Origin of the sequence: Acuticoccus sp. I52.16.1, from assembly GCF_022865125.1 — a bacterium.
Classification (GTDB): Bacteria; Pseudomonadota; Alphaproteobacteria; order Rhizobiales; family Amorphaceae; genus Acuticoccus.
Map to the genome: position 1 here is coordinate 22,614 of NZ_CP094831.1, position 17,874 is coordinate 40,487.

A 17,874-nucleotide genomic window follows, 5' to 3' on the forward strand; every position below is an offset into this window, starting at 1 on the left:
GGCCTCCGCACCCGCCTTTGCCGCCGCACACGCACGCTTCCGGACACGTCCCCGAACACGCCTCCGCACACACCGGCGCCCTGCCCCCCGCTTTTCCGGCGCGCCCCGCCGTCCCACCTCGCTGGCGGGGCGGCGGAGGTGCTCTGGGCTATGCCGCGAAGTCCGGTGTGCCGGGCGTGGGGCGGCGGGGGACCGGCGCGATCGCCGGGCGGGCGCTGCCGCGGAGCAGCGCCGCGTCTTCGCCCATGCCGGCGGTGGCGACGGCGAGGAGGCGCTCCACCCCGTCGGCGAAGCGCTCCGGACCGAAGCGCCTCGCCAGCGCCAGCGATACCGGGCGCGCCACCTGCCAGGCGGCCTCGTCCCAGCCCATCAGCGCGTCGAGGGCGCCGGCGAGGGCGCCCGTGTCGCCCGCCGCGAAGCGCACCGCGTTGGCCGGCGTGGCGAAGTCGTCCGCCGCGCCGACCCCGTCCGACAGGGCCAGCGCACAGCCCGACAGCGCCGCCTCGTGGACGCTCAGCCCCCAGTGGTCGCACAGCGAGGGGAGCACCAGCGCCCGGCTCTCCCGCAGGATCCCCGTCAACGCCTCTGGCTGCACGAAGCCGCGCACCTCGATCTGCGGATGGGCCGGGATCGCCTCCCGCTGCGGCCCGCTCCCGCACATCACCAGCGACCAGCCCGGATGCCGCGCCGCCACCCGCGCGAACGCCTCGGCGAGGCCCAGGACGTTCTTGCGGGCGACGAACTGGCCCACGAAGAGGAGCCGCCGCGGTCGCGTCTCCAGCGGCCCGCCGTCGCCGAAGACGGACGGGTCGGCGCCGTAGAAGCCCGTCACCGTGCGGTCCGGGTCGTAGCCCATCGCCCGCGCGAAGCGCTGACCGGAGGCGCCCGGCACGAAGATCCCGGCAAAGCGCGGCACGAAGGCGAGGCGGTGACGCACCGGGTCGACGGTGCGCTGGCGCCAGGTCGGCCGGGCCGAGTTGTCGGCCATCAGCACCACCTGCCCGCCCGCGGCCCGCGCGTCGGCGGCGAGGCGGTTGAAGGCCGGCACGTGGTAGCCGCCCTGGAAGACGAGGTCCGGCACGGTCAGGCCGAGCGCGGCGAAGCTCGTGTCGGTGGTGTCCTTGATCCAGTGGGCGCGCTGGCCGAGCGAGCGCTCCATGCCCTCGATCGGCACGTACGGCCGCGTCGCGATCACGTCGACCTGGTGGCCGCGGTCGATGGTGGCGCGGATCAGGCGGGCGGCATAGTCCGGCAGGTGGCGCCAGAGGAAGGTGATGCGGCTCATGGCGTCACCTGCGCCGCGGCCGGGGTGGGGGGCGCGCCGGGGTCCGGCGGGCGGATCGTGCGGCGCTGCGGCGCCGTGGCGGCGACGGCGGCGAGGATCTCCCGCTCGGCGAGGTCGCGCATGGCGACCGCCCCCAGCGCCACGATCGCCCCGCGCCCGACCGCCACGCCCGGCCCGACGACCGCCCGCGCGCCGATCCACGCCCCGTCGGCGACGGTGATCGGCGCAGCACGCAGGTCGAAGCCGGGCCGGCTCCAGTCGTGGTTGCCGGTGCACAGATAGACCCCCTGCGACAGGCACGCATGGGCGCCGATGGTGACGGGGACGATGTTGTCGATCCACGCCCCCTCGCCCAGCCACGAGTGGTCGCCCACCGCCAGGCGCCACGGGAACTTCACCCGCACCCCCGGCTTAACGACGACGCCGCGCCCGATCCGCGCCCCGAAGAGCGCCAGCAGCCAGCGCCGGTGCCGCGAGCCGGGCACGAACGAGGCGACGAAGAGCGCCGAGAGGACCATCCACAGCGCTTCCACGAACGCCGGCCGGCCGCGGTCGAGACCGCCGCGATAGGACGCCAGGTCGGGGACGGCGATGTCGACCGCGGTCACGTCGACGGGATGGGCGTCGATCCGGGCGGCGTCGGCGTCCGCCCGCGCCCGCTCGGCATCACCGTCGTCGCGGACGCCCCACGGCGTCGCCCGAGGCGCGAGAGGGGCCCTGGAGGGGGCGGGGGTCGCCGGCACGAAGGACAGGCGGCGCGCCGCGGTGCCGGCTCCCGCCGCCGGGTAGAGGGCGCCCGCCTCGGGCAGCGCGCCGCCGGGGTGCCAGGTCTCGCTGGGGGTGCGTTCCATGGATCAGCTCCGCTCGCTCACGACGCCGCCGATCGCGGACCGCGCCTCGTCGCGGGGGCACGCCTCTGCCATGAGGCGGCCGATGCGGGCGAGGTGGGCGTCGTAGGAAAAGGACAGGGTGAAGGCGGCGCGCCGGATGCGCTCGGCCGGGGCGTCGACGACGGCGAGCCGGCCGAGCGTCGCCGCCAGGAGGTCCGGCAGCGGGGTGTTGTCGAGGGTCGGCGGCATCGCCACCAGGTCGCGTCCCGCGTAGGCCTCGACCCAGTTGGAGACGACGGCCTTGCCCGTCGCCAGGTACTCGAGGAGCTTGTGCGGGTTGGTGGCGCCGTCGCGGTCGCGGGTGCCGTCGTAGGCCATCAGCCACACGTCGACCCGGCGGGCGAGGTGGAGGATCGCCGCGGACGACATCGCCCCGGCGAAGACGACGTTGGGCCGCGCCCGCACCGCGTCCGGCGGCCCAGCCCCCGCCCCCGCCCCCGTCGTCGCGTCGCCGCCGTGGGGGCCGACCATGACGAAGCGTGTCGCGGGGAGGCGGCGGGCCATCGCGTCGATCGCGGCCCAGTCGATCCCCGGCCGGGCGAGGTTGCCGACCATGGCGACGACGGGAGGCCGCTCGCCGTCCGGCACCGGGTGTCCGGCCGCGGCAGGGTCGTCGCACACCGCCTTGGCGCGGGCGATGAACGGCTCGGCGAGGCCGTGCGGGATGACGGCGTGGGCGGGGGCTCTGGCGGCGGCGGGGGCGCGGCTGGCCGCGAGGCGCAGGCGGGCGAGGTAGCGCGGCGCGTTGGCGAGCACCAGGTGGGCGCCCTTGGTGCCGCGGCGCCCCGGCGGCAGGTCGTCGACCGGGTGGAACACGGCGAGGCGCGCGCCGAAGGGGGCGAGCGAGGCGAACTGGTAGGCGTTGTCGAAGTCCCAGACGATGTCGGGCGCCACGCCGATGGCCCGGCGCAGGCGGCGAGCCTCGAGACGCATCAGCGCGTCGAACAGCGGCCGGGCGTGGAACTTCAGGCGGTAGGGGGTGAGGGTCGCGTAGGTGACCCGCGTGAGGCCGGGGTGAGGGCCGGGGGTGAGGGTGATGCCGCGAACGTCCCGGCGCGGCGGCTCGATGAAGTAGACGCGGTGGCCGTGGGCGGCCAGGCGGCGGGCATAATGGTGCTTGGAGACCGGCGGCGCGTCCCAGCGCTGCGGCGAGATCAGGTAGATGGTCCGCGCTCGGCTCAGCATGATAGGCCCGTCGAGCGGCCAGCGCCGCCCGCCCCGGCGGCCTCCGCCCTGCTCCCCCGAGCCGCTCCCGCCACGCCCCCGTCCGGCGCCGGCGAACCAGCGCCGAACGCCGCAGCAGGCCCCCTGCCCGCCCTCGCCGGCCCACCGCCCGCGACCTCCGCGACAGGGTCCGACGCCCCGCCGGCCGAGGCTCCCGCGCGAACGTCCGGCACGGCGCAGGCCCGTGGGTCGGCGGAGATCTGCGCCGGAGCGCCGCGCGGGCGGGCGCGTATCGGTGCGCCGTCACGGGTCGCCGCCGGCGCCTCCAGGGAAGCACCGCGTGGTCCGTTGGCGGATGTTCCGGCTGGGCTCCTGCGGGAGGCGCAGGCCGGCCGGCCGCCGGCAGCCGCCGCAGACGCGGCGCTCCAGACGTCGCCGGCGGGTGCCTCCGCCCAGATGCCGGCGGATGGTCCTGCCGGGACGGCCGGAGCGGTGCGGGCCGGTGCGGCGGCGGAGACCTCGGCCGAGGGTCCCATGGGGGCACCCGCGGGCATCGTCGTCGTCGCGAGGTGGAGCGCCGGGTCGCCAGGGGCGCCGGCCGGGAGAGCGCTCAGGACGAGGGCGCGAGCCGGAACGCGAGGCGGAACACGAGGCGGAACACGAGGCGGGGCGTGCGCCGCTGGGGCGGACCGCGGCAGGGCCCGGGCGCAGGCTGCACGGGCCGCGGAACGCGCCGGAACGCGCGCCGGCCCGTTCGCGGCGAACAGCGTCGCCACCTCCTGCGCGACGGCGCTCCAGCCGTGATGCTCGGCGATGTGTGCCGCGTAGGCCCGGCCCAGCGCCGCGCAGCGCGCCGGGTCGGCGAGGAGGCCGGCCAGCGCCGCCCCGATCGCCCGCGCCCCGCGCGGCACCACCAGCGCCGGGTCGAGCGCCTCGACCAGGACGCGCGCGCCGACCCCCTCGGTGACCACCGTCGGCGTGCCGACGGCCAGCGCCTCGGCCACCACCATACCGAAGCTCTCGTTGATCGAGGGCACCAGGGCCGCGTCGGCGGCGGCCAGGAAGGCGAACTTGTCGCCATCCTCCAGCGGGCCGACGAAGCGGACCCGCTCCGCCGCCCCCGCCGCGGCGACCTTCGCCTCCAGCCCGGCCCGCAGCCCGCCTTCGTCGGGGCCGGCGAGGCGCAGGTGCAGGCGCGGATCGCCGAGCGCGGCGTCGACGGCGAGGTCGACGCCCTTCTTCCAGTCGAGCCGGGCGAGGAAGGCGACCCGCCGCCCCGCCGGCGCCCCGGCCCACAGCGCCTCGCCGCGCCCCCGGTCGAGCGTGGCCGGCGGCTCGACGCCGTTGGGGATCAGCGCCACCGCGCCCGTCCTCAGGCCGAGCGCGGCGAGCTCCGTCGCCTCGACCGGGCTGGTGACGTGGATCGCCGCCGCCCCCGCCAGCGCCCGCCGCTCGATCAACGCCAGCCACGCCCGCTTCACCAGCGCCGAGCGCGCCGCGATCAGCTCGCGCACCAGCATGCCGCGCGGGGCGAGCACATAGGGAGTGCCGGCCCGCCGTGCCGCGCCGGCGGCCGCCGGGCCGGGGTGCAGGAACACGCCGTTGATGTGCACCCCGTCGGCCCAGCGCGCCGCGGTGGCGAGCGCCTCGACCATCATCGGCGAGCGGTAGACCCGCCGCGGCGCCACCACGGGAAAGTAGCTCACCGCCACCCCGTCGCGCTCCACCGGCCGGCCGAGCGGCACGTCGAGCGTGCCCGCCCCGTCGACGTTGGTGGTGAAGACGCGCACCTCGTGGCCGAGCCGCACCAGCGCGCGGGCGAGCCCGTGGGTCGAGCGCACCGGCCCGCCATAGCGCGTCGCGGGGTAGTAGTTGGGGGTATAGAGAAGGAGGTTCATCGCCCCCTCCGAACCCGGATCGGACGCGCACGCCCTCCCCGGCGCCGGGACGCGTCGTCCCGGTCCTTCCAGCGAGCCGGCATCACACATTCTCCGCCTGACCGCGCGGGCGCGGCTCTGCGGCGTGGCGTCGACCGTCGGCGCGGGCGGGCCTCGGGAAGCCGGGCGAAGACCCCGGCGTCCGACCCCTCGGACCGCGCCGAAGACAGGCGCGACCCCGTGCGGCGACATTCCTTCGACGCCAGGCGCAGCGTTGATCATCCGCATCGACCGCCCACCCCGACGGCGTCGGCCTGGTGCGATGTGCGAACACCACCTTAAGTCGAAAACAGTATGAATTGCAATCTTGAATTATACTTGGGCGAGATTACAACCCGGTGATTGCCGCCCTCGCGGCCGCCGCGAGGGCCCCGGCCGCGCCGGTGAGCGCACCGGGGGCCGTGCCGCTCAGCGCCAGAAGAGGGCGCTGGCGCGGCGGCGCAGAGGTGCCGGCATCGCCCCCCGCAGGCGCTGCGCGGCCACGAGCATGTCGGCGGCCCGGCGCGGGCCCAGCGCGGCGACGAGGGTGCGGATCAGCGCCGGCAGCGGCTCGCGGTCGTCGCGCCGGCCGAACGCGGCGGCGAAGGCGAAGCACTCGTGCGGCGCCTCGCCCCGGTGCAGCGTGCCGACGCCCGCGTGCCAGCCCATGCGCGCCAGCACCCGCAGCGCCGCGTCGTCGATCGCCTCGGGGCACGCCCGTTCCAGCGCCGCCTGCAGCCAGCGCAGGTTCGCCGCGGTGCCGGCGAAATGGACGTGGCGGGCGGTGGAGATGCGCGGACCGGGGTGCGCGCGCCGGGCGTAGATCGGGTGCGGCGCGTAGACGAAGCGCCACCCCGCCAGCACCAGGCGCAGGTTGAGATTGTACTCCTGGCCCCGCCGCACCGCCGGGTCGAAGCCGCCGACCGCGGCGAGCGCGGCGGCCGGATAGAGCGGCGAGGTGGTCATCGGCCCGGCCTCCAGCATGAAGGCGAGCGGCACCGCGCCCGGCCGCAGCCCGGCATAGCGGGCGGGGCGCGGGGTGGGGGCGCCGCCCGCGTCCACCGGCACGTGGTCGCCGAAGACGATCCGGCGCGGGCCGAGCCGCGCCGCCGCCTGGCGCTGGGCGGCGAGGGCGCCGGGCAGGAGGGTGTCGTCGGCGTCGAGGAAGGCGACGAGGGGGGCGCGGGCGAGGGCCAGGCCGCGGTTGCGCGCCGCACAGGCCCCCCGGTGAGGGCCGGCCTCGAAGACGATGCGCGTCCCGAAGGCGGCGAGGCGGGCGGCCGAGCCGTCGCGCGAGCCGTCGTCGACGGCGATCACCTCGACCTCGCCGGGCGGCCCCTGGGCCAGCGCGCTCGCCACCGCCTCGGCGACGAAGGCGGCGCCGTCGAACACGGGGATGACGACCGAGACCGCGGGCCGCCGGCCCTCGCCGCGCCCGCTCGTCGGGCACTGGCGCGCCCCGTCCTCCCCGTGCCCGTCCTCCCCGTGCCCGTCCGCCCCGTGCCCGTCCGTCCCGTGCCCCCCGGCGGGCGGGGCGTCCTCGCCGCGCTCGCCCGGCGGCACCCCTTGCGCGCACACCGGGGTGGCCGCGTCGTCGGCGGCGGGGGGCGGCGGGGGCGTCATCGGGGCGCGCCCTCCTCCAGGAAGGCGAACACGGTGTCCCACATCGCCGCCGCGCGGGCCCGTTCGGCGGCCGCGTGGCGGGCGAGCGTGTCGCGCGCCGCGGGATCGGCCATTCGCGCGGTGAGTGCCCCCAGCGCCGCGTCCCAGGTGTCCGGCGCGGCGAGGTCGACGACGGCGTCGGCGAGGCCGTAGGCGGCCATCAGCTCGGCATATTTGTGCGACCAGCCGGCCGCCAGCGCCGGAACGTGCGAGGAGAGCGCGCTGACGAGGCCGTGAAAGCGCGAGGACACCACCCCGCAAGCCGCCGCCACGAGGCCCTTGGTGACCATCGCATCCGGGCTGTGCAGCACCGGGCAGGGGACGGACAGGCCGGAGTTGGCCGCCTCGGCGAGGGCGCGGTCGGCCGCCCCCTCGTGCACCAGGAAGACCGGGGAGAAGCCCGCCGCGCGCCCCGCCGCCACCGCCGCGCGCAGGAAGGCGAGGTAGCGCGCCCGGCCGTCGGCGGCGGCCTCGGCGGTGCCCCGCACCCCCGCGTCGAGCACCTTCTGGTTGGGGACGACGACGAGCCGTCCGTCGCCTCTTCCGCCACCGTCTTCGCCGGCGTCTCCGCCGCCAGATCCGCCGCCCCTCTCCGGCGCGGTGAGGAGGGTGGTGAAGTCGGGCGCCAGTCGCACCGTGGCGCCGGGCGCGACGCCCGCCTCCTCGAGGTAGGCCATCGACCGTCCGTCCCGCACGAAGGCGAGGCCGACGCGGTCCATCGCCTCGCGGATCGCCGCCGCCATGCCGGGGTTCCGGAACGGACCGTAGGCCTGTGGCAGCAGCACGGTGCGGCGCTCGGGAAAGGCCCGCAGCGGCCGCAGGAGGCGCGCGTTGAGCTTCTCGATCCCCCAGAAGTCGCCATAGGCGAAGCCCGACGCGTCGAAGCGCGCGGCCACCTCGCCCGGCGTGACCACGCCGAAACGGGCGAGCCGGCCGCGCCGGGCCGCGAGGCGGGCGCTGAGGACGTCGCGCCGGCGGCGGATCTCGGACGGCCAGGCGGTGCGCGCCCCGTGGGCGAGGCGCACGTCGAGCGGGACCGCCTCGGCGAGCGCCAGCCGCGCCTCCGGGCGCCGCGCCTTCAGCGCCGCCTTGGCCGCCTCCAGCATCAGGACCGCGCCCTGGTTCTCGTGGTGCACGCCGACGATCTCGAAGACGGGAGGGGCGGCGGCCATCGTCGATCAGCCGTAGCGCAGGAGGTCGCCGGGGGCCTTCTTGGCCGAGAACGGCACCAGCCCGTCCGGGTCGGGGTGGCCGATGGCGATCAGCATCACCGGCCGTTCGTCGGCCTCCAGGCCGATGAGCGCGGCGAGCGCGGCCTCGCGCGCCTCGATGTCGGGCCAGTTGACGAGACAGCTCGCCAGGCCGAGCGTCTCCAGCGCCAGCACGAGCGCCATCGCCGCCAGCGCACCGTCGATGTAGACGAGGTGGCGGTCGCGCGCGTCGAAGAAATGGCGCTGCTGGCCGACCAGGACGGCGATCATCGGCACGTTGTGGGCGTAGCCGCGGGTGCCCATCGCGGTGTCGGCGACGGCGCGGACCATCGCCGCGTCGTCGAACACGCGGAACACGAAGGGCTGGCGGTTGCAGGCGCTGGGCGACTGCGCGGCCACGGCGAGCGCCCTTTCGAAGAGCGCGCGGGGCACGGGCTCGGGCCGGAACCAGCGCACCGAGCGACGGCGGCGGGCGAGCGCCAGGAGGTCGGCGTAGGCGACGGGGGGCGGCTCGGCGAGGTCGCGGGCGTAGGGGATGCGCGGGGCGGCGGCGTCGCGCGTGCGCCCGGCGGTCGAGTGGTCCGCCGCGGCGGGGGTGCCTTCGTGCGGTCCGGCTCCGCGCGGTGGCGGCGGCAGGGCGGCGAAGCGGACCTCCTGCTGCGCGAAGACGGGGTGCGGCGCGCACGCCGCAAAGGTGCGGGCGAGGACGTCGTGGGCCCAGATCAGCGTATCGTCGACACCGGCCGCCTCCCCGCCGGCCCTGCCGCCGCCCGTCGCCGCCCGGTGCGGCGGCGCGGCACGGGTCGCAGGGGCCGGCATGTGAGAGGCCGGCGCCCGAGAGGCAGGCGGGCCTTCGCTCCCCGCCTCGCCGCCCGCCCTCCCGGCGGCCGGGGGGACGGGCGCGGTCTCGTCCCCGCGCCGGCGGGCCTCGGCGGCGACGTGGGCGTGGCGCAGGGCGTAGGCGTCGACGGTCTCGGCGATGTAGTCGAGGGCGAAGACCGCGCGGCGGGGGCGCATGGCGAGGCCCTTCTCCAGCATGTGGATGCGCCGGCGCAGCAGCGCCTGGTTGCGCGCCTCGGTCCGCACCTCGTCCCGGTAGCGGCGGATGCCGGCGAGCACGGCCTGCTGCTCGCGGGTGAAGTCCTCGCACAGCAGCCGGTAGAGGAGCCGCCCGGCCGGCGAGCCCGGCCGCACGCGCGCCAGCAGCGCCCGGCGGGCCTCGTCCCACCCGGCCCGGACCGGGCGCACCGCCCGTCGCAGGATCGCCGGGGCCCCTCCCCCGCCGCGCGGCAGCCGTGGCATGACGAGCGGTCTCATCCGGCCGGCAGCCGTCGCCGCGCCGCGGGCCGTTCGGCGGGCCAACCCTCGCCGGCGGCCGCCGTCCGCGCGTTCGCCGCCGCATATGGCGGGTCCGCCGCGGCGCCTGACCGGCCGATGTCCGGCGCCCGGTCGCCCGCTCGCGGCCCCGCGCGCCCAGCCGCCGCGCACCCAGCCGCTGCGCCCTCCTCCGATCCGCGCGCCCCCAGTTCGCCCTCCCCGGGCGCGGGCCCCGCCGCTGCGCGCTCCTCCGATCCGCGCGCCGCCGGGGCCAGGGCGCGCACCGTCCAGTCGAGCGCCGGGCAGACCGCGCCCGGCCACACCGGCTGGATGCCGCTGGTCGCCTGGTCGTCGGCCGGCTCGATGAAGATCTCGCCGATGTCGGTCGGCGGGATGTGCACCGCCTGGCCCGGCACGCGGCCCGTGATCTGGAGGAAATAGGGAATGCGGTTCAACAGGTTGCCCGGCACCACGCACTCGCTCTCGTAGACCCCCGGCCCCTCGAGGTCGGCGCCGCGGCCGGGCAGGTCGCTGGAGGTGAAGGCCACCTCCCCGCTGGCCGTGACGAGGCGCAGATGCAGCCGGAAGCCGGCGATGGGCGCGCGGAGCTCGGTGCGGATCGCGATGCGGATCGGCTCGCTGGAGAAGAAGGTCGGCCCCTCGCCGGTGGCGCCGCGCACGCGCACCGCGCGCAGCTTCACCCGCGCGTCGCCGGGGGCGCCCTCGCCGGGGAAGGTCCACTCCCCGCCCGCCGCCGCGCCCGACCCGCCGCGCGCGGCGGCGAGGTAGTGCGCGCAGGCCACGTCGATCGCCGCATCCAGCACCAGACGGCCGCGCTCCAGCACCAGGCCGCGCCGGCACAGGTTGCGGATCGTCCCCATGTTGTGGCTGACGAAGAGGACCGTGCGCCCCTCGCCCGACACGTCCCGCATCTTGCCCAGGCACTTCTTCTGGAAGGCGGCGTCGCCGACGGCCAGCACCTCGTCGACGATCAGGATCTCCGGTTCCAGGTGCGCGGCGACGGCGAAGGCGAGACGCACCGCCATGCCGCTGGAGTAGCGCTTCACCGGCGTGTCGAGGAAGGGCTCGACGCCGGAGAAGTCGACGATGGCGTCGAACGCGGCGCGGATCTCGGCCCGCGTCATGCCCAGGACGGCGCCGTTGAGGTAGATGTTCTCGCGCCCGGTCAGCTCGTGGTGGAAGCCGGTGCCGACCTCCAGCAGACTGGCGACGCGCCCGGCGATCTCCGCCTCCCCGGCCGTCGGCTCGGTGATGCGCGACAGGATCTTCAGGAGGGTCGACTTGCCCGCCCCGTTGCGGCCGATGATGCCGACCACCTCCCCCTCGCCGATCGTGAAGTCGACATCGCGCAGCGCCCAGAACTCCTCCACCGCGTCGCCGGCGACGAGGGGGCGCCCGGCCAGCAGGCGCCGCGTGGTGCGCCCCAGGGTCGCCGCGCCGCGGGCGAGCGCGTCGCGCAAGGTGGTGGCCCGCTCGGCCCGCCCGTGGCCGATCTCGTAGGCCTTGCCGAGGCCCCGTGCGGCGACGACCCCCTCCCCCATCCTCAGACGAGGTCCGCGAAGGTCGCCTCGGTGCGGCGGAAGACGGCGAAGCCCAGCCACAGGAAGGCGGCGCTCACCAGGACACCGAGGGCCAGGCCCGGCAGGTAGAGCGTGACGTCCGCCCCCAGGAGGCAGAAGCGGAACCCGTCGATCACCGAGACCATCGGGTTGAGGCTGTAGAGGAGCCGCCACTCGGGCGCGACGACCCCGCTGGAGAAGCCGACGGGCGAAACGTAGAGCCCGAACTGGACGATGAAGGGCACGACGAAGCGAAAGTCGCGGTAGCGCACGTTGAGCGCGGTCAGCAGCAGCGCCGGGCCGAAGCTGGCGGCGAGGGCGAGGAGGACGAAGGCCGGCAGCAGCACCACCCGCCCGTCCGGCACGACCGCGAAGAGCGCCATCAGCCCGAACATCAGGACGAGGGCGATCGCGAAGTCGACCAGGGCGACCATGGCGCTGGCCGCCGGGGCGATGACGCGCGGGAAGTAGACCTTGCGCACCATGCCGGCGTTGGCGACGAGGGTCTGCGCCGCCTCGGTGAGGATGCTGGCGAAGAGGAACCAGGGGAGCATGCCGGCGAAGACCATCACCGGATAGGCGACGCCGCCTTCGCTGGGCAGCCCCGCGACGCGGCCGAAGACCACGGTGAAGACGATCATCGTCAGCAGCGGACGCAGGACCGCCCAGCCGACGCCGATCACGCTCTGCTTGTAGCGCACGGCGATGTCGCGCCAGGCGAGGATGAGGAAGAGCTCGCGGAAGGCCCACAGGTCGGCCCAGTAGTTGCGGCTGGCCCGCCCCTTGGCGAGGATCAGGCGGCGGACGGGTCGCCCGGCGTCCCGCCCGCCCGCCAAGGTCGATATCGCCGCCGCATCGGCCCGCCGCATGGTCCACCCCAGGAGATTGTAGATCTCAACTATTGCCCGTTATGATTGAATTAGGCCGACAATCATAGCCGTCCGCCTGAAAAACGTGCCGGCCCTTCGCGCGAGGTTCGGGGCGCGGTCCCGAAAGCGCGGGTTTCGGCACCTGTCCCCGGCCGGATCGCACAGCCGGATCGCACAGCCGGACCCTGGAGCCGAGCCGCGCCCCGTTGACGCGCCCGCCCCGTTGACGCGCGGGGGCGTTGACGCGTTGGAACGGGAGACGGGCGCGCCATTGCCCCGCAAGGGGAATGGGCCCAAGAGCCCGACGTGAAACGTTGCCGCAAAGGGCACAGACGATGAGCGATCTGACGGACGATGCGCGCCGGACCCTCGGCGGCCTGGCGATGCGCTACTCCCTGCCCGCCTCGGCCGTGGAGGAGATGGCCCGCGCCGTGGCCCGCGGCGGCGGGACGATGGCGCAGTTCAACATCCCGGAGCTGGGCGGCTCGGGCCAGTGGATGGCCGGCGGGATGACCATGGTGGGCGACATGTTCAACCACGGCCTGAAGGCGCAGGTGGACGGCCTGTGCGCCGAGATCGTCGCGGCGATGGCCGGGCAGCCCTTCTTCCGCACGCCGCAGACGCCGGCGGGGAGCGCGTGGTGGCCGGCCGAGCTCGGCCAGCCCTCGTCGAGCGGCGGACAGAACAGCGTGCGCTACGCCTATTTCCCGCAGGCGCGGCGCATCGTCGTCGATACCGGGGACGGCGGCCCGGTGATCGTATTGGACACGCTGGACCACAATATCGGCGGCTTCGGCCAGCAGCAGAGCGGGGGCTACGGCGACCCGTTCTCCGGCGTCACATTCTCCAGCCAGTACGGCCAGTTCGCCCTGTCCTCGCTGCCGCGGGTGACGCCCGAGGCCGCGCCCGCGCCCGCTCAATCCCGGCACGCGGCCCCCGACCTCGCCCCCGACCCCGCCCCCGCCGCGCAGCCCGAGGTCCGTCCCGAGCCGATGGCGGAGCCGGCGGCCCCCTCTTTTTCCGCCGCACCCTCCTCCGCCGCATCTGGGTCCGCCCCCTCCTCCCCGGCCCCCGTGCCGGGCATGGCGCCGGGCATGGCGCCGCCTCGGGCGGAGGGGCTCGACATCCTCGCCACCATCGAGCGGCTCGCGGCGTTGCGCGACGCGGGAGCGCTGACGGAGGAGGAATTCGTGGCCAAGAAGACCGAGCTGCTGGGCCGCCTCTGAGCGCGTGAGACACCCGTGCGCGCCTTGTGCACGGGCTGCTCCCACCTTGCTCACAGTCAGTGAACTGCGCGCATCCAGTCTACGGCGTGTGAACCGTGAGCGAATGGCGCACGGTTCACACACCGGCCGCACCCTGTTCACAGTGTGTGGACTGCGAGCGGCCTGTTCACGGTTCGTGAGCCGTACACAGGATGCTCACGGCCCGCTCACAGGATGTGAACCGTGAGCGGACGGCTCACTGTCCGTGAGCCGTCCGCAACCCGTGCGCTGTTAGTGATCCGTTAGCGGCGAGGGGCGAAGATGGGCGCCGTGACCCTCGAACGGGAGTTTCGGCGTGCCCACGATCGTTTTTGCCAGTCCGAAAGGGGGGGTCGGCAAGTCCACCTCCGCCGTGATCCTCGCCACCCAGATCGCCGCCAAGGGGGCGAGCGTGACCCTGATCGACGCCGACCCGAACAAGCCGATCTCGCGCTGGGCCTCGCTGCCGGGGGTGCCGGAGACGCTGACCGTCATCGCCGACGTCACGGAGGAGGGGGTGATCGACGCCATCGAGGAGGCGGCGGCACGCTCGGCCTTCGTGATCGTCGACCTGGAAGGCACCGCATCGATGATGGTGGGGTACGCGGTGTCGACCGCCGATCTCGTCATCGTGCCGACGCAGGGCTCCGCGCTCGACGCGGCCGAGGCGGTGCGGGCGATCCGCCTGGTGCGCAACATGGAGAAGGCGACGCGGGGCGCGTCGATCCCGGCGGCGATCCTGTTCACGCGCACCAGCGCGGCGATCCGGCCGCGCTCGCTGGCGGCGATCGCCGCCGAGTTCGCCGAGCACGGGGTGCCGGTGATCGCCACGCAGATGCACGAGCGGGAGGCGTTCCGGGCGGTGTTCGCCTACGGCGGCACGCTGAGCGATCTCGACCGCGGCCAGGTGAGCAACGTCGACACGGCGCTGCGCAATGCGCGGGCGTTCGCGGCGGAGGTGATCGGCATGCTGCCGGCGGCCGGTGCCGCGGCGCCGGAGCGGGAGGTGGCGTGATGACGAAGTCGCGGATGAGCATCTTCGGCGACGAGGCCGATCCGGAGTTCGACGTCTCCGCCTTCACGCCCAAGCCACGGCCGCAAGGGCGGGAGGACGTGCCGACGCGGGGGCCGGGCGCGCCGCAGGAGGTGCGGGCCCTGGCCGAGGCGATGAACTTCAAGAGCCGCGAAGCCCCGGCGCCCGTGCCCGCCGAGCCCCGACCCCGCGCCGAGCCCCGCAAGCCGCGGCGTCACCGCACCGGCCGCACCGCGCAGCTCAACGTGCGCACGACGCCGCAGACCGTCGACGCGTTCTACGCGATCGCCGACCAGGAGGGTTGGCTGGTGGGACAGACGGTGGAGCAGGCGCTGGCCGCCCTGCAGCGCGAGCTGGCCGCCCGCAAGGCGTGAGGGGAGGGGGCCCGGAGCGGGCGCCCCGGAGGGGCGGGGCGCGTCCCTCTCAGCCCCTCCGCCGCACGGCGTCGACGCCGGCGCGGCGCAGCTGCGGCATCAGCACCGCGGCGAGGGCGAGATAGAGCGCCACCCCGAGCCCGACCGCGGCGAACATGGCGAGCGCGCCGGCCGCCTCGCCGCCCAGCGCGTCCAGGAAGAGGGCGACGGCGAGGCCCATGACAGCCGCCGCGCCCCAGGGGACGAGAAAGCCCGTCACGGCGCCGCGCAGCGACACGTGCAGGCGCGTCAGCATCGCGCGGGCGGCCCACAGGCTCTCGGCGAGGTCGGCGACGAGGCGGGCGAGACCGGCGCCGATCCCCGCGAAGCCGAGGGTGACCGCCACGCCCAGCCCCAGCACCAGCGCGCCGAGGCCGATCACCCGCTGACCCACCAGATAGGCCGGCACGCTGCGCGCGTTGAAGGCGGTGGCGACGAGGTCGAACGGCAGCAGCACCGAGGTGCCGATGGCGATGAAGACGGCGATCTCGGCCGCCTCGTCCCAGCCCGGCCCCGCGACGATCGCGAACAGCGCGCCCGAGATCGCCGCCAGGCCGAGGAAGACCGGGGCGATGGTGGCCGTCGCCACGCTGATGATGAGGGCGAAGCGGGCGGGAAAATCGGCCTGATCCTGGGCCTTGGCGCGCATGAACTCGAAGGCGGTGTTGTGGGCGATGCCGCGGAAGAGCCCGCGCAGCGGCTCGGTGAGGCGCAGCGCCATGTTGAACTGGCCCACCGCGGCGACGCTGAAGAAGGCCGCCACGGTGTAGTTGATGACGAAGTAGGCGCTCTCGGTGGCGACGCGCTGCATGAAGGTGAACATCGAGTAGTGGCGCATCTCGGCGAGGCGGGCGCCGGAGAAGCGCGGCACCACGAGGAGGCGCGCGGTGGCCACGAGCACGCCCGCCTCGACCACGAGCATGACGCAGCGCATGACGACGATGGCCCACGGCCCGGCGCCGAGGAAGGCGAGCGCGACGGCGACCGCCGACCCGGCGAGCGCCCCGGCGAGGTTGGCCCGGGCCATCGCCTGGAAGGCGCGGCGGCGCCGCAGGTAGGCGACGAGGATGGTCTGCACGGTCTGCGGAAAGACCACCAGCGAGGCGACCAGCAGCAGCGGCCAGAAACGCGCGTCGCCGAACACCGGCCCGATGGCGAGCGCCGCCAGCGCCATCAGGGCGAGCGCCAGCGCGCTGCCGGCGAAGGAGACCGCCGTCGCCGTCTCGAGGTGCTGGCGCTTGAGCACCTTGCGCTGCGCCAGCACCTCGGCGAACGGCATGCCGCCGGTCAGCACCGCGAGGAGGATGGCGATGCTGTTGGCGAGGCCGGCGAGGCCGAAGTCCTCCGGCAGCATCAGCCGGGCCATGACGATGTTGGCGCCCAGCAGGACGGTGACGCGCATGAAGGCGCCGGCGACGAGGGCGCCGACCCAGGTCGCCGCGCGCCGGGCGATGCCGCCGCCGGACGTGATCCCGCCGTTCACGCCTTCCGGCCGTCGCGGTCCGCGGTCCGGCGCCCGAGCGGGGCGGCGAGGGCCTCACCGGCCGGAAGGCGTGAACGGCGGGCTCGGTGTCTGGCGGTGTGCGCCGGTGCGGCCATCGGGATCTCCTCGCCACGGCGAAAACGCCCTCGCCGCTCCGCCCCACCTTGGCGCGGCGGCGCGCGATTTGTCGAGCGGTGCGGGCCGCTCGTCCCCGCGTCCACCCCCGCGTCCGCCCCCCGCGTCCACCCGCACCCACCCCGGCCGACAGGGACGCGCGGGGCGGGCCGGGAGGAGGGGGCGGGGCGCATGAGCGAGGCCACCCGGCGGCGCGCCGGCCGCGCCCGCACCGCAGGCGTGGATGACGCCCGCCGGGGCCGCGACAGGGGCGCGCCGCTGGGGCATGCTCGCGCCGTCCGGAGCCGGAACCCATGGTGAGCTTCAAGCCGCGCAAGGACTTCGCCGCCCTGCGCCTTCACGACAAGAACGCCTACCTCCAGGAGGTGGCGAACGCCTTCCAGCAGGAGGCGGGCGAGGAGCCCGTGCTGCTGTCGAAGGTCGCCCTGTCGCGCCTGCGCCGGTTCTACTCGCGCCGCTCCTTCGCCGACCTGAAGCTCGAGGAGATGGGCGACGGGCTGATGCGCGACACGCTCATCCGCATGGCCGAGGCGATCCACGGCAAGGAGCTGAAGAAGGTCCTCTCCTCCGAGATGCCGGCCACGCGCGAGGAGGCGGGCGCCGCGCCGCCGCCCGCCCGCGCCGGGACGGGCGGGCCGGCCGGCCGGCCGGCGAGCGCAGGGGGCATGACGAGCGCGGCGGGCGAGGCGATCCCGCCCGGCCGCATCATCCGCCTCGCCCCCGACGACGACGCCCAGCTCGACTTCTTCGTCCCCCAGCTGCACGACGCGCCGCTGAAGGACGAGATGAACCTGATGGACATCGCCCCCTTCGCGCTTTCCAAGGTGCGGCGCGACGGGGTGATCCGCTACGAGCTGAAGGATTCCATCATCACCATCGAGGGCGGCGCCGAGGTCGGCCTCGCCACCTCCTACGACTACGACATCTTCCTCTCGATGGTGTCCTATCTCGCCGAGGAGGTGCGCCGCTTCCGCATCGAGGAATCCAAGGGCCGCCGCCCGTCGCTGCCGCCCCCCACCTACCGGCCGAGCGCGACGCAGATCCTGCGCTTCTGCCGCCGCGGCACCGGGGGCAAGCAGTATCTGGCGCTGGAGGCCGCGCTCGACCGGCTGCAGGCGACGCGCATCAAGATCACCAACCTGTCGGGCGGCAAGCGGCGCGAGACGCAGTCCTTCCCGCTGATCGGGCGCTACACGGTGATCTCGCGCACCGGACAGGACCACGTCGACCTCGTCGAGATCGACGTGCCGAAGTGGGTCTATGACGGGGTGGTGCAGCCGGACGGCAAGCCGACCATCCTGACGCTCAACCCGGATTATTTCCTGATCGCGCAGCCGATCGCGCGCTTCCTCTACCGCCTGGCGCGCAAGGCGGCGGGGACCGACACGGCGCACTATACGCTCGACGACCTGCACTACCGCTCCGGCTCGTCGCTGACGCCGGCCAAGTTCCGCCGCAAGGTGGAGGAGATCGTCGAGCGCTCGCAGACCGAGCCGCTGCCGGACTACGACCTGGCGCTGACGTCGGGCCGGCGGGGGCCGGTGCTGCACATGATCCGCCGCGCAGAGGAGCGCACCGAGGCCTGATCGCCGCGCCCCGGCGATGCGCTTCCGAGGCCTTGCGGCGCCTGATAAAGTCGGCGCCGGGCGGTGTCGGGCAGCCGTATCGACAG

General features: G+C 75.4%; 14 protein-coding genes. 4 read left to right on the plus strand and 10 right to left on the minus strand.

The window, feature by feature from the left end; genetic code table 11:
* Positions 1 to 148: 148 nt before the first annotated feature.
* The 9 genes from MRB58_RS23945 to MRB58_RS23985 all read right to left on the minus strand — a co-directional run bounded on the left by MRB58_RS23945 (position 149) and on the right by MRB58_RS23985 (position 11,894).
* On the minus strand, positions 149 to 1,285 hold the full coding sequence (locus MRB58_RS23945; RefSeq protein ID WP_244782282.1) for a glycosyltransferase family 4 protein: 1,137 nt from the start codon (positions 1,283 to 1,285) through the stop codon (positions 149 to 151).
* On the minus strand, positions 1,282 to 2,136 hold the full coding sequence (locus tag MRB58_RS24875; RefSeq protein WP_256461751.1) for a WcaF family extracellular polysaccharide biosynthesis acetyltransferase: 855 nt from the start codon (positions 2,134 to 2,136) through the stop codon (positions 1,282 to 1,284). Before MRB58_RS24875 ends, MRB58_RS23945 begins: the two co-directional genes overlap by 4 nt.
* A gap of 3 nt (positions 2,137 to 2,139) precedes the next feature.
* Complete coding sequence (locus MRB58_RS23955; RefSeq protein ID WP_244782283.1) at positions 2,140 to 3,360, minus strand: hypothetical protein; 1,221 nt, start codon at positions 3,358 to 3,360, stop codon at positions 2,140 to 2,142.
* Positions 3,354 to 5,237, minus strand: a complete 1,884-nt coding sequence (locus tag MRB58_RS23960) for a glycosyltransferase (RefSeq protein ID WP_244782248.1) — start codon at positions 5,235 to 5,237, stop codon at positions 3,354 to 3,356. The genes MRB58_RS23955 and MRB58_RS23960 overlap by 7 nt, the downstream gene beginning before the upstream one ends.
* 447 nt (positions 5,238 to 5,684) lie before the next feature.
* Entirely contained in the window at positions 5,685 to 6,878 is a 1,194-nt protein-coding gene (locus tag MRB58_RS23965; RefSeq protein WP_244782249.1) for a glycosyltransferase family 2 protein, read from the minus strand.
* The gene (locus tag MRB58_RS23970) at positions 6,875 to 8,089 is read right to left on the minus strand and encodes a polysaccharide pyruvyl transferase family protein (protein ID WP_244782250.1); all 1,215 of its coding nucleotides are present in this window, start codon (positions 8,087 to 8,089) and stop codon (positions 6,875 to 6,877) included. The genes MRB58_RS23965 and MRB58_RS23970 overlap by 4 nt, the downstream gene beginning before the upstream one ends.
* 6 nt (positions 8,090 to 8,095) lie before the next feature.
* Positions 8,096 to 9,430, minus strand: a complete 1,335-nt coding sequence (locus tag MRB58_RS23975; RefSeq protein WP_244782251.1) for a nitroreductase family protein — start codon at positions 9,428 to 9,430, stop codon at positions 8,096 to 8,098.
* 11 nt (positions 9,431 to 9,441) lie between these two features.
* Positions 9,442 to 11,007 carry a polysaccharide ABC transporter ATP-binding protein gene (locus MRB58_RS23980; protein ID WP_244782252.1) on the minus strand — a complete coding sequence of 522 codons (1,566 nt, stop codon included), beginning with the start codon at positions 11,005 to 11,007 and terminating at the stop codon, positions 9,442 to 9,444.
* Positions 11,008 to 11,009: 2 nt separating this feature from the next.
* Positions 11,010 to 11,894: an ABC transporter permease gene (locus tag MRB58_RS23985; RefSeq protein ID WP_244782253.1), complete on the minus strand. Its 885-nt coding sequence runs from the start codon at positions 11,892 to 11,894 to the stop codon at positions 11,010 to 11,012.
* Between the two features lie 335 nt (positions 11,895 to 12,229).
* On the opposite strand from MRB58_RS23985, the gene MRB58_RS23990 reads away from it, so the two are divergent.
* The 3 genes from MRB58_RS23990 to MRB58_RS24000 all read left to right on the plus strand — a co-directional run bounded on the left by MRB58_RS23990 (position 12,230) and on the right by MRB58_RS24000 (position 14,545).
* Complete coding sequence (locus MRB58_RS23990; RefSeq protein ID WP_244782254.1) at positions 12,230 to 13,120, plus strand: SHOCT domain-containing protein; 891 nt, start codon at positions 12,230 to 12,232, stop codon at positions 13,118 to 13,120.
* 334 nt (positions 13,121 to 13,454) lie between these two features.
* On the plus strand, positions 13,455 to 14,153 hold the full coding sequence (locus tag MRB58_RS23995) for a ParA family protein (protein WP_244782255.1): 699 nt from the start codon (positions 13,455 to 13,457) through the stop codon (positions 14,151 to 14,153).
* Positions 14,153 to 14,545: a stability/partitioning determinant gene (locus MRB58_RS24000; protein ID WP_244782256.1), complete on the plus strand. Its 393-nt coding sequence runs from the start codon at positions 14,153 to 14,155 to the stop codon at positions 14,543 to 14,545. The genes MRB58_RS23995 and MRB58_RS24000 overlap by 1 nt, the downstream gene beginning before the upstream one ends.
* A 49-nt stretch (positions 14,546 to 14,594) precedes the next feature.
* Here the strand turns inward: MRB58_RS24000 and MRB58_RS24005 are convergent, their stop codons facing one another.
* Positions 14,595 to 16,067 (minus strand): oligosaccharide flippase family protein, encoded by a 1,473-nt coding sequence (locus MRB58_RS24005; RefSeq protein ID WP_244782257.1) that lies wholly within the window; start codon positions 16,065 to 16,067, stop codon positions 14,595 to 14,597.
* 428 nt (positions 16,068 to 16,495) lie between these two features.
* Here MRB58_RS24005 and MRB58_RS24010 point away from each other — a divergent pair, with 428 nt between their 5' ends.
* Complete coding sequence (locus MRB58_RS24010; RefSeq protein ID WP_244782258.1) at positions 16,496 to 17,788, plus strand: replication initiator protein A; 1,293 nt, start codon at positions 16,496 to 16,498, stop codon at positions 17,786 to 17,788.
* The last annotated feature ends 86 nt before the right edge of the window (positions 17,789 to 17,874 follow it).

Bases quoted from the DNA above. Each gene is read 5' to 3' on its own strand.
- MRB58_RS23960 (WP_244782248.1), bottom strand. From the start codon at position 5,237: ATGAACCTCCTTCTCTATACCCCCAACTACTACCCCGCGACGCGCTAT.
- MRB58_RS24875 (WP_256461751.1), bottom strand. From the start codon at position 2,136: ATGGAACGCACCCCCAGCGAGACCTGGCACCCCGGCGGCGCGCTGCCC.
- MRB58_RS24010 (WP_244782258.1), top strand. From the start codon at position 16,496: ATGGTGAGCTTCAAGCCGCGCAAGGACTTCGCCGCCCTGCGCCTTCAC.
- MRB58_RS24000 (WP_244782256.1), top strand. From the start codon at position 14,153: ATGACGAAGTCGCGGATGAGCATCTTCGGCGACGAGGCCGATCCGGAG.
- MRB58_RS23980 (WP_244782252.1), bottom strand. From the start codon at position 11,007: ATGGGGGAGGGGGTCGTCGCCGCACGGGGCCTCGGCAAGGCCTACGAG.
- MRB58_RS23955 (WP_244782283.1), bottom strand. From the start codon at position 3,360: ATGCTGAGCCGAGCGCGGACCATCTACCTGATCTCGCCGCAGCGCTGG.
- MRB58_RS23970 (WP_244782250.1), bottom strand. From the start codon at position 8,089: ATGGCCGCCGCCCCTCCCGTCTTCGAGATCGTCGGCGTGCACCACGAG.
- MRB58_RS23990 (WP_244782254.1), top strand. From the start codon at position 12,230: ATGAGCGATCTGACGGACGATGCGCGCCGGACCCTCGGCGGCCTGGCG.
- MRB58_RS23985 (WP_244782253.1), bottom strand. From the start codon at position 11,894: ATGCGGCGGGCCGATGCGGCGGCGATATCGACCTTGGCGGGCGGGCGG.
- MRB58_RS23975 (WP_244782251.1), bottom strand. From the start codon at position 9,430: ATGCCACGGCTGCCGCGCGGCGGGGGAGGGGCCCCGGCGATCCTGCGA.
- MRB58_RS23965 (WP_244782249.1), bottom strand. From the start codon at position 6,878: ATGACGCCCCCGCCGCCCCCCGCCGCCGACGACGCGGCCACCCCGGTG.
- MRB58_RS23945 (WP_244782282.1), bottom strand. From the start codon at position 1,285: ATGAGCCGCATCACCTTCCTCTGGCGCCACCTGCCGGACTATGCCGCC.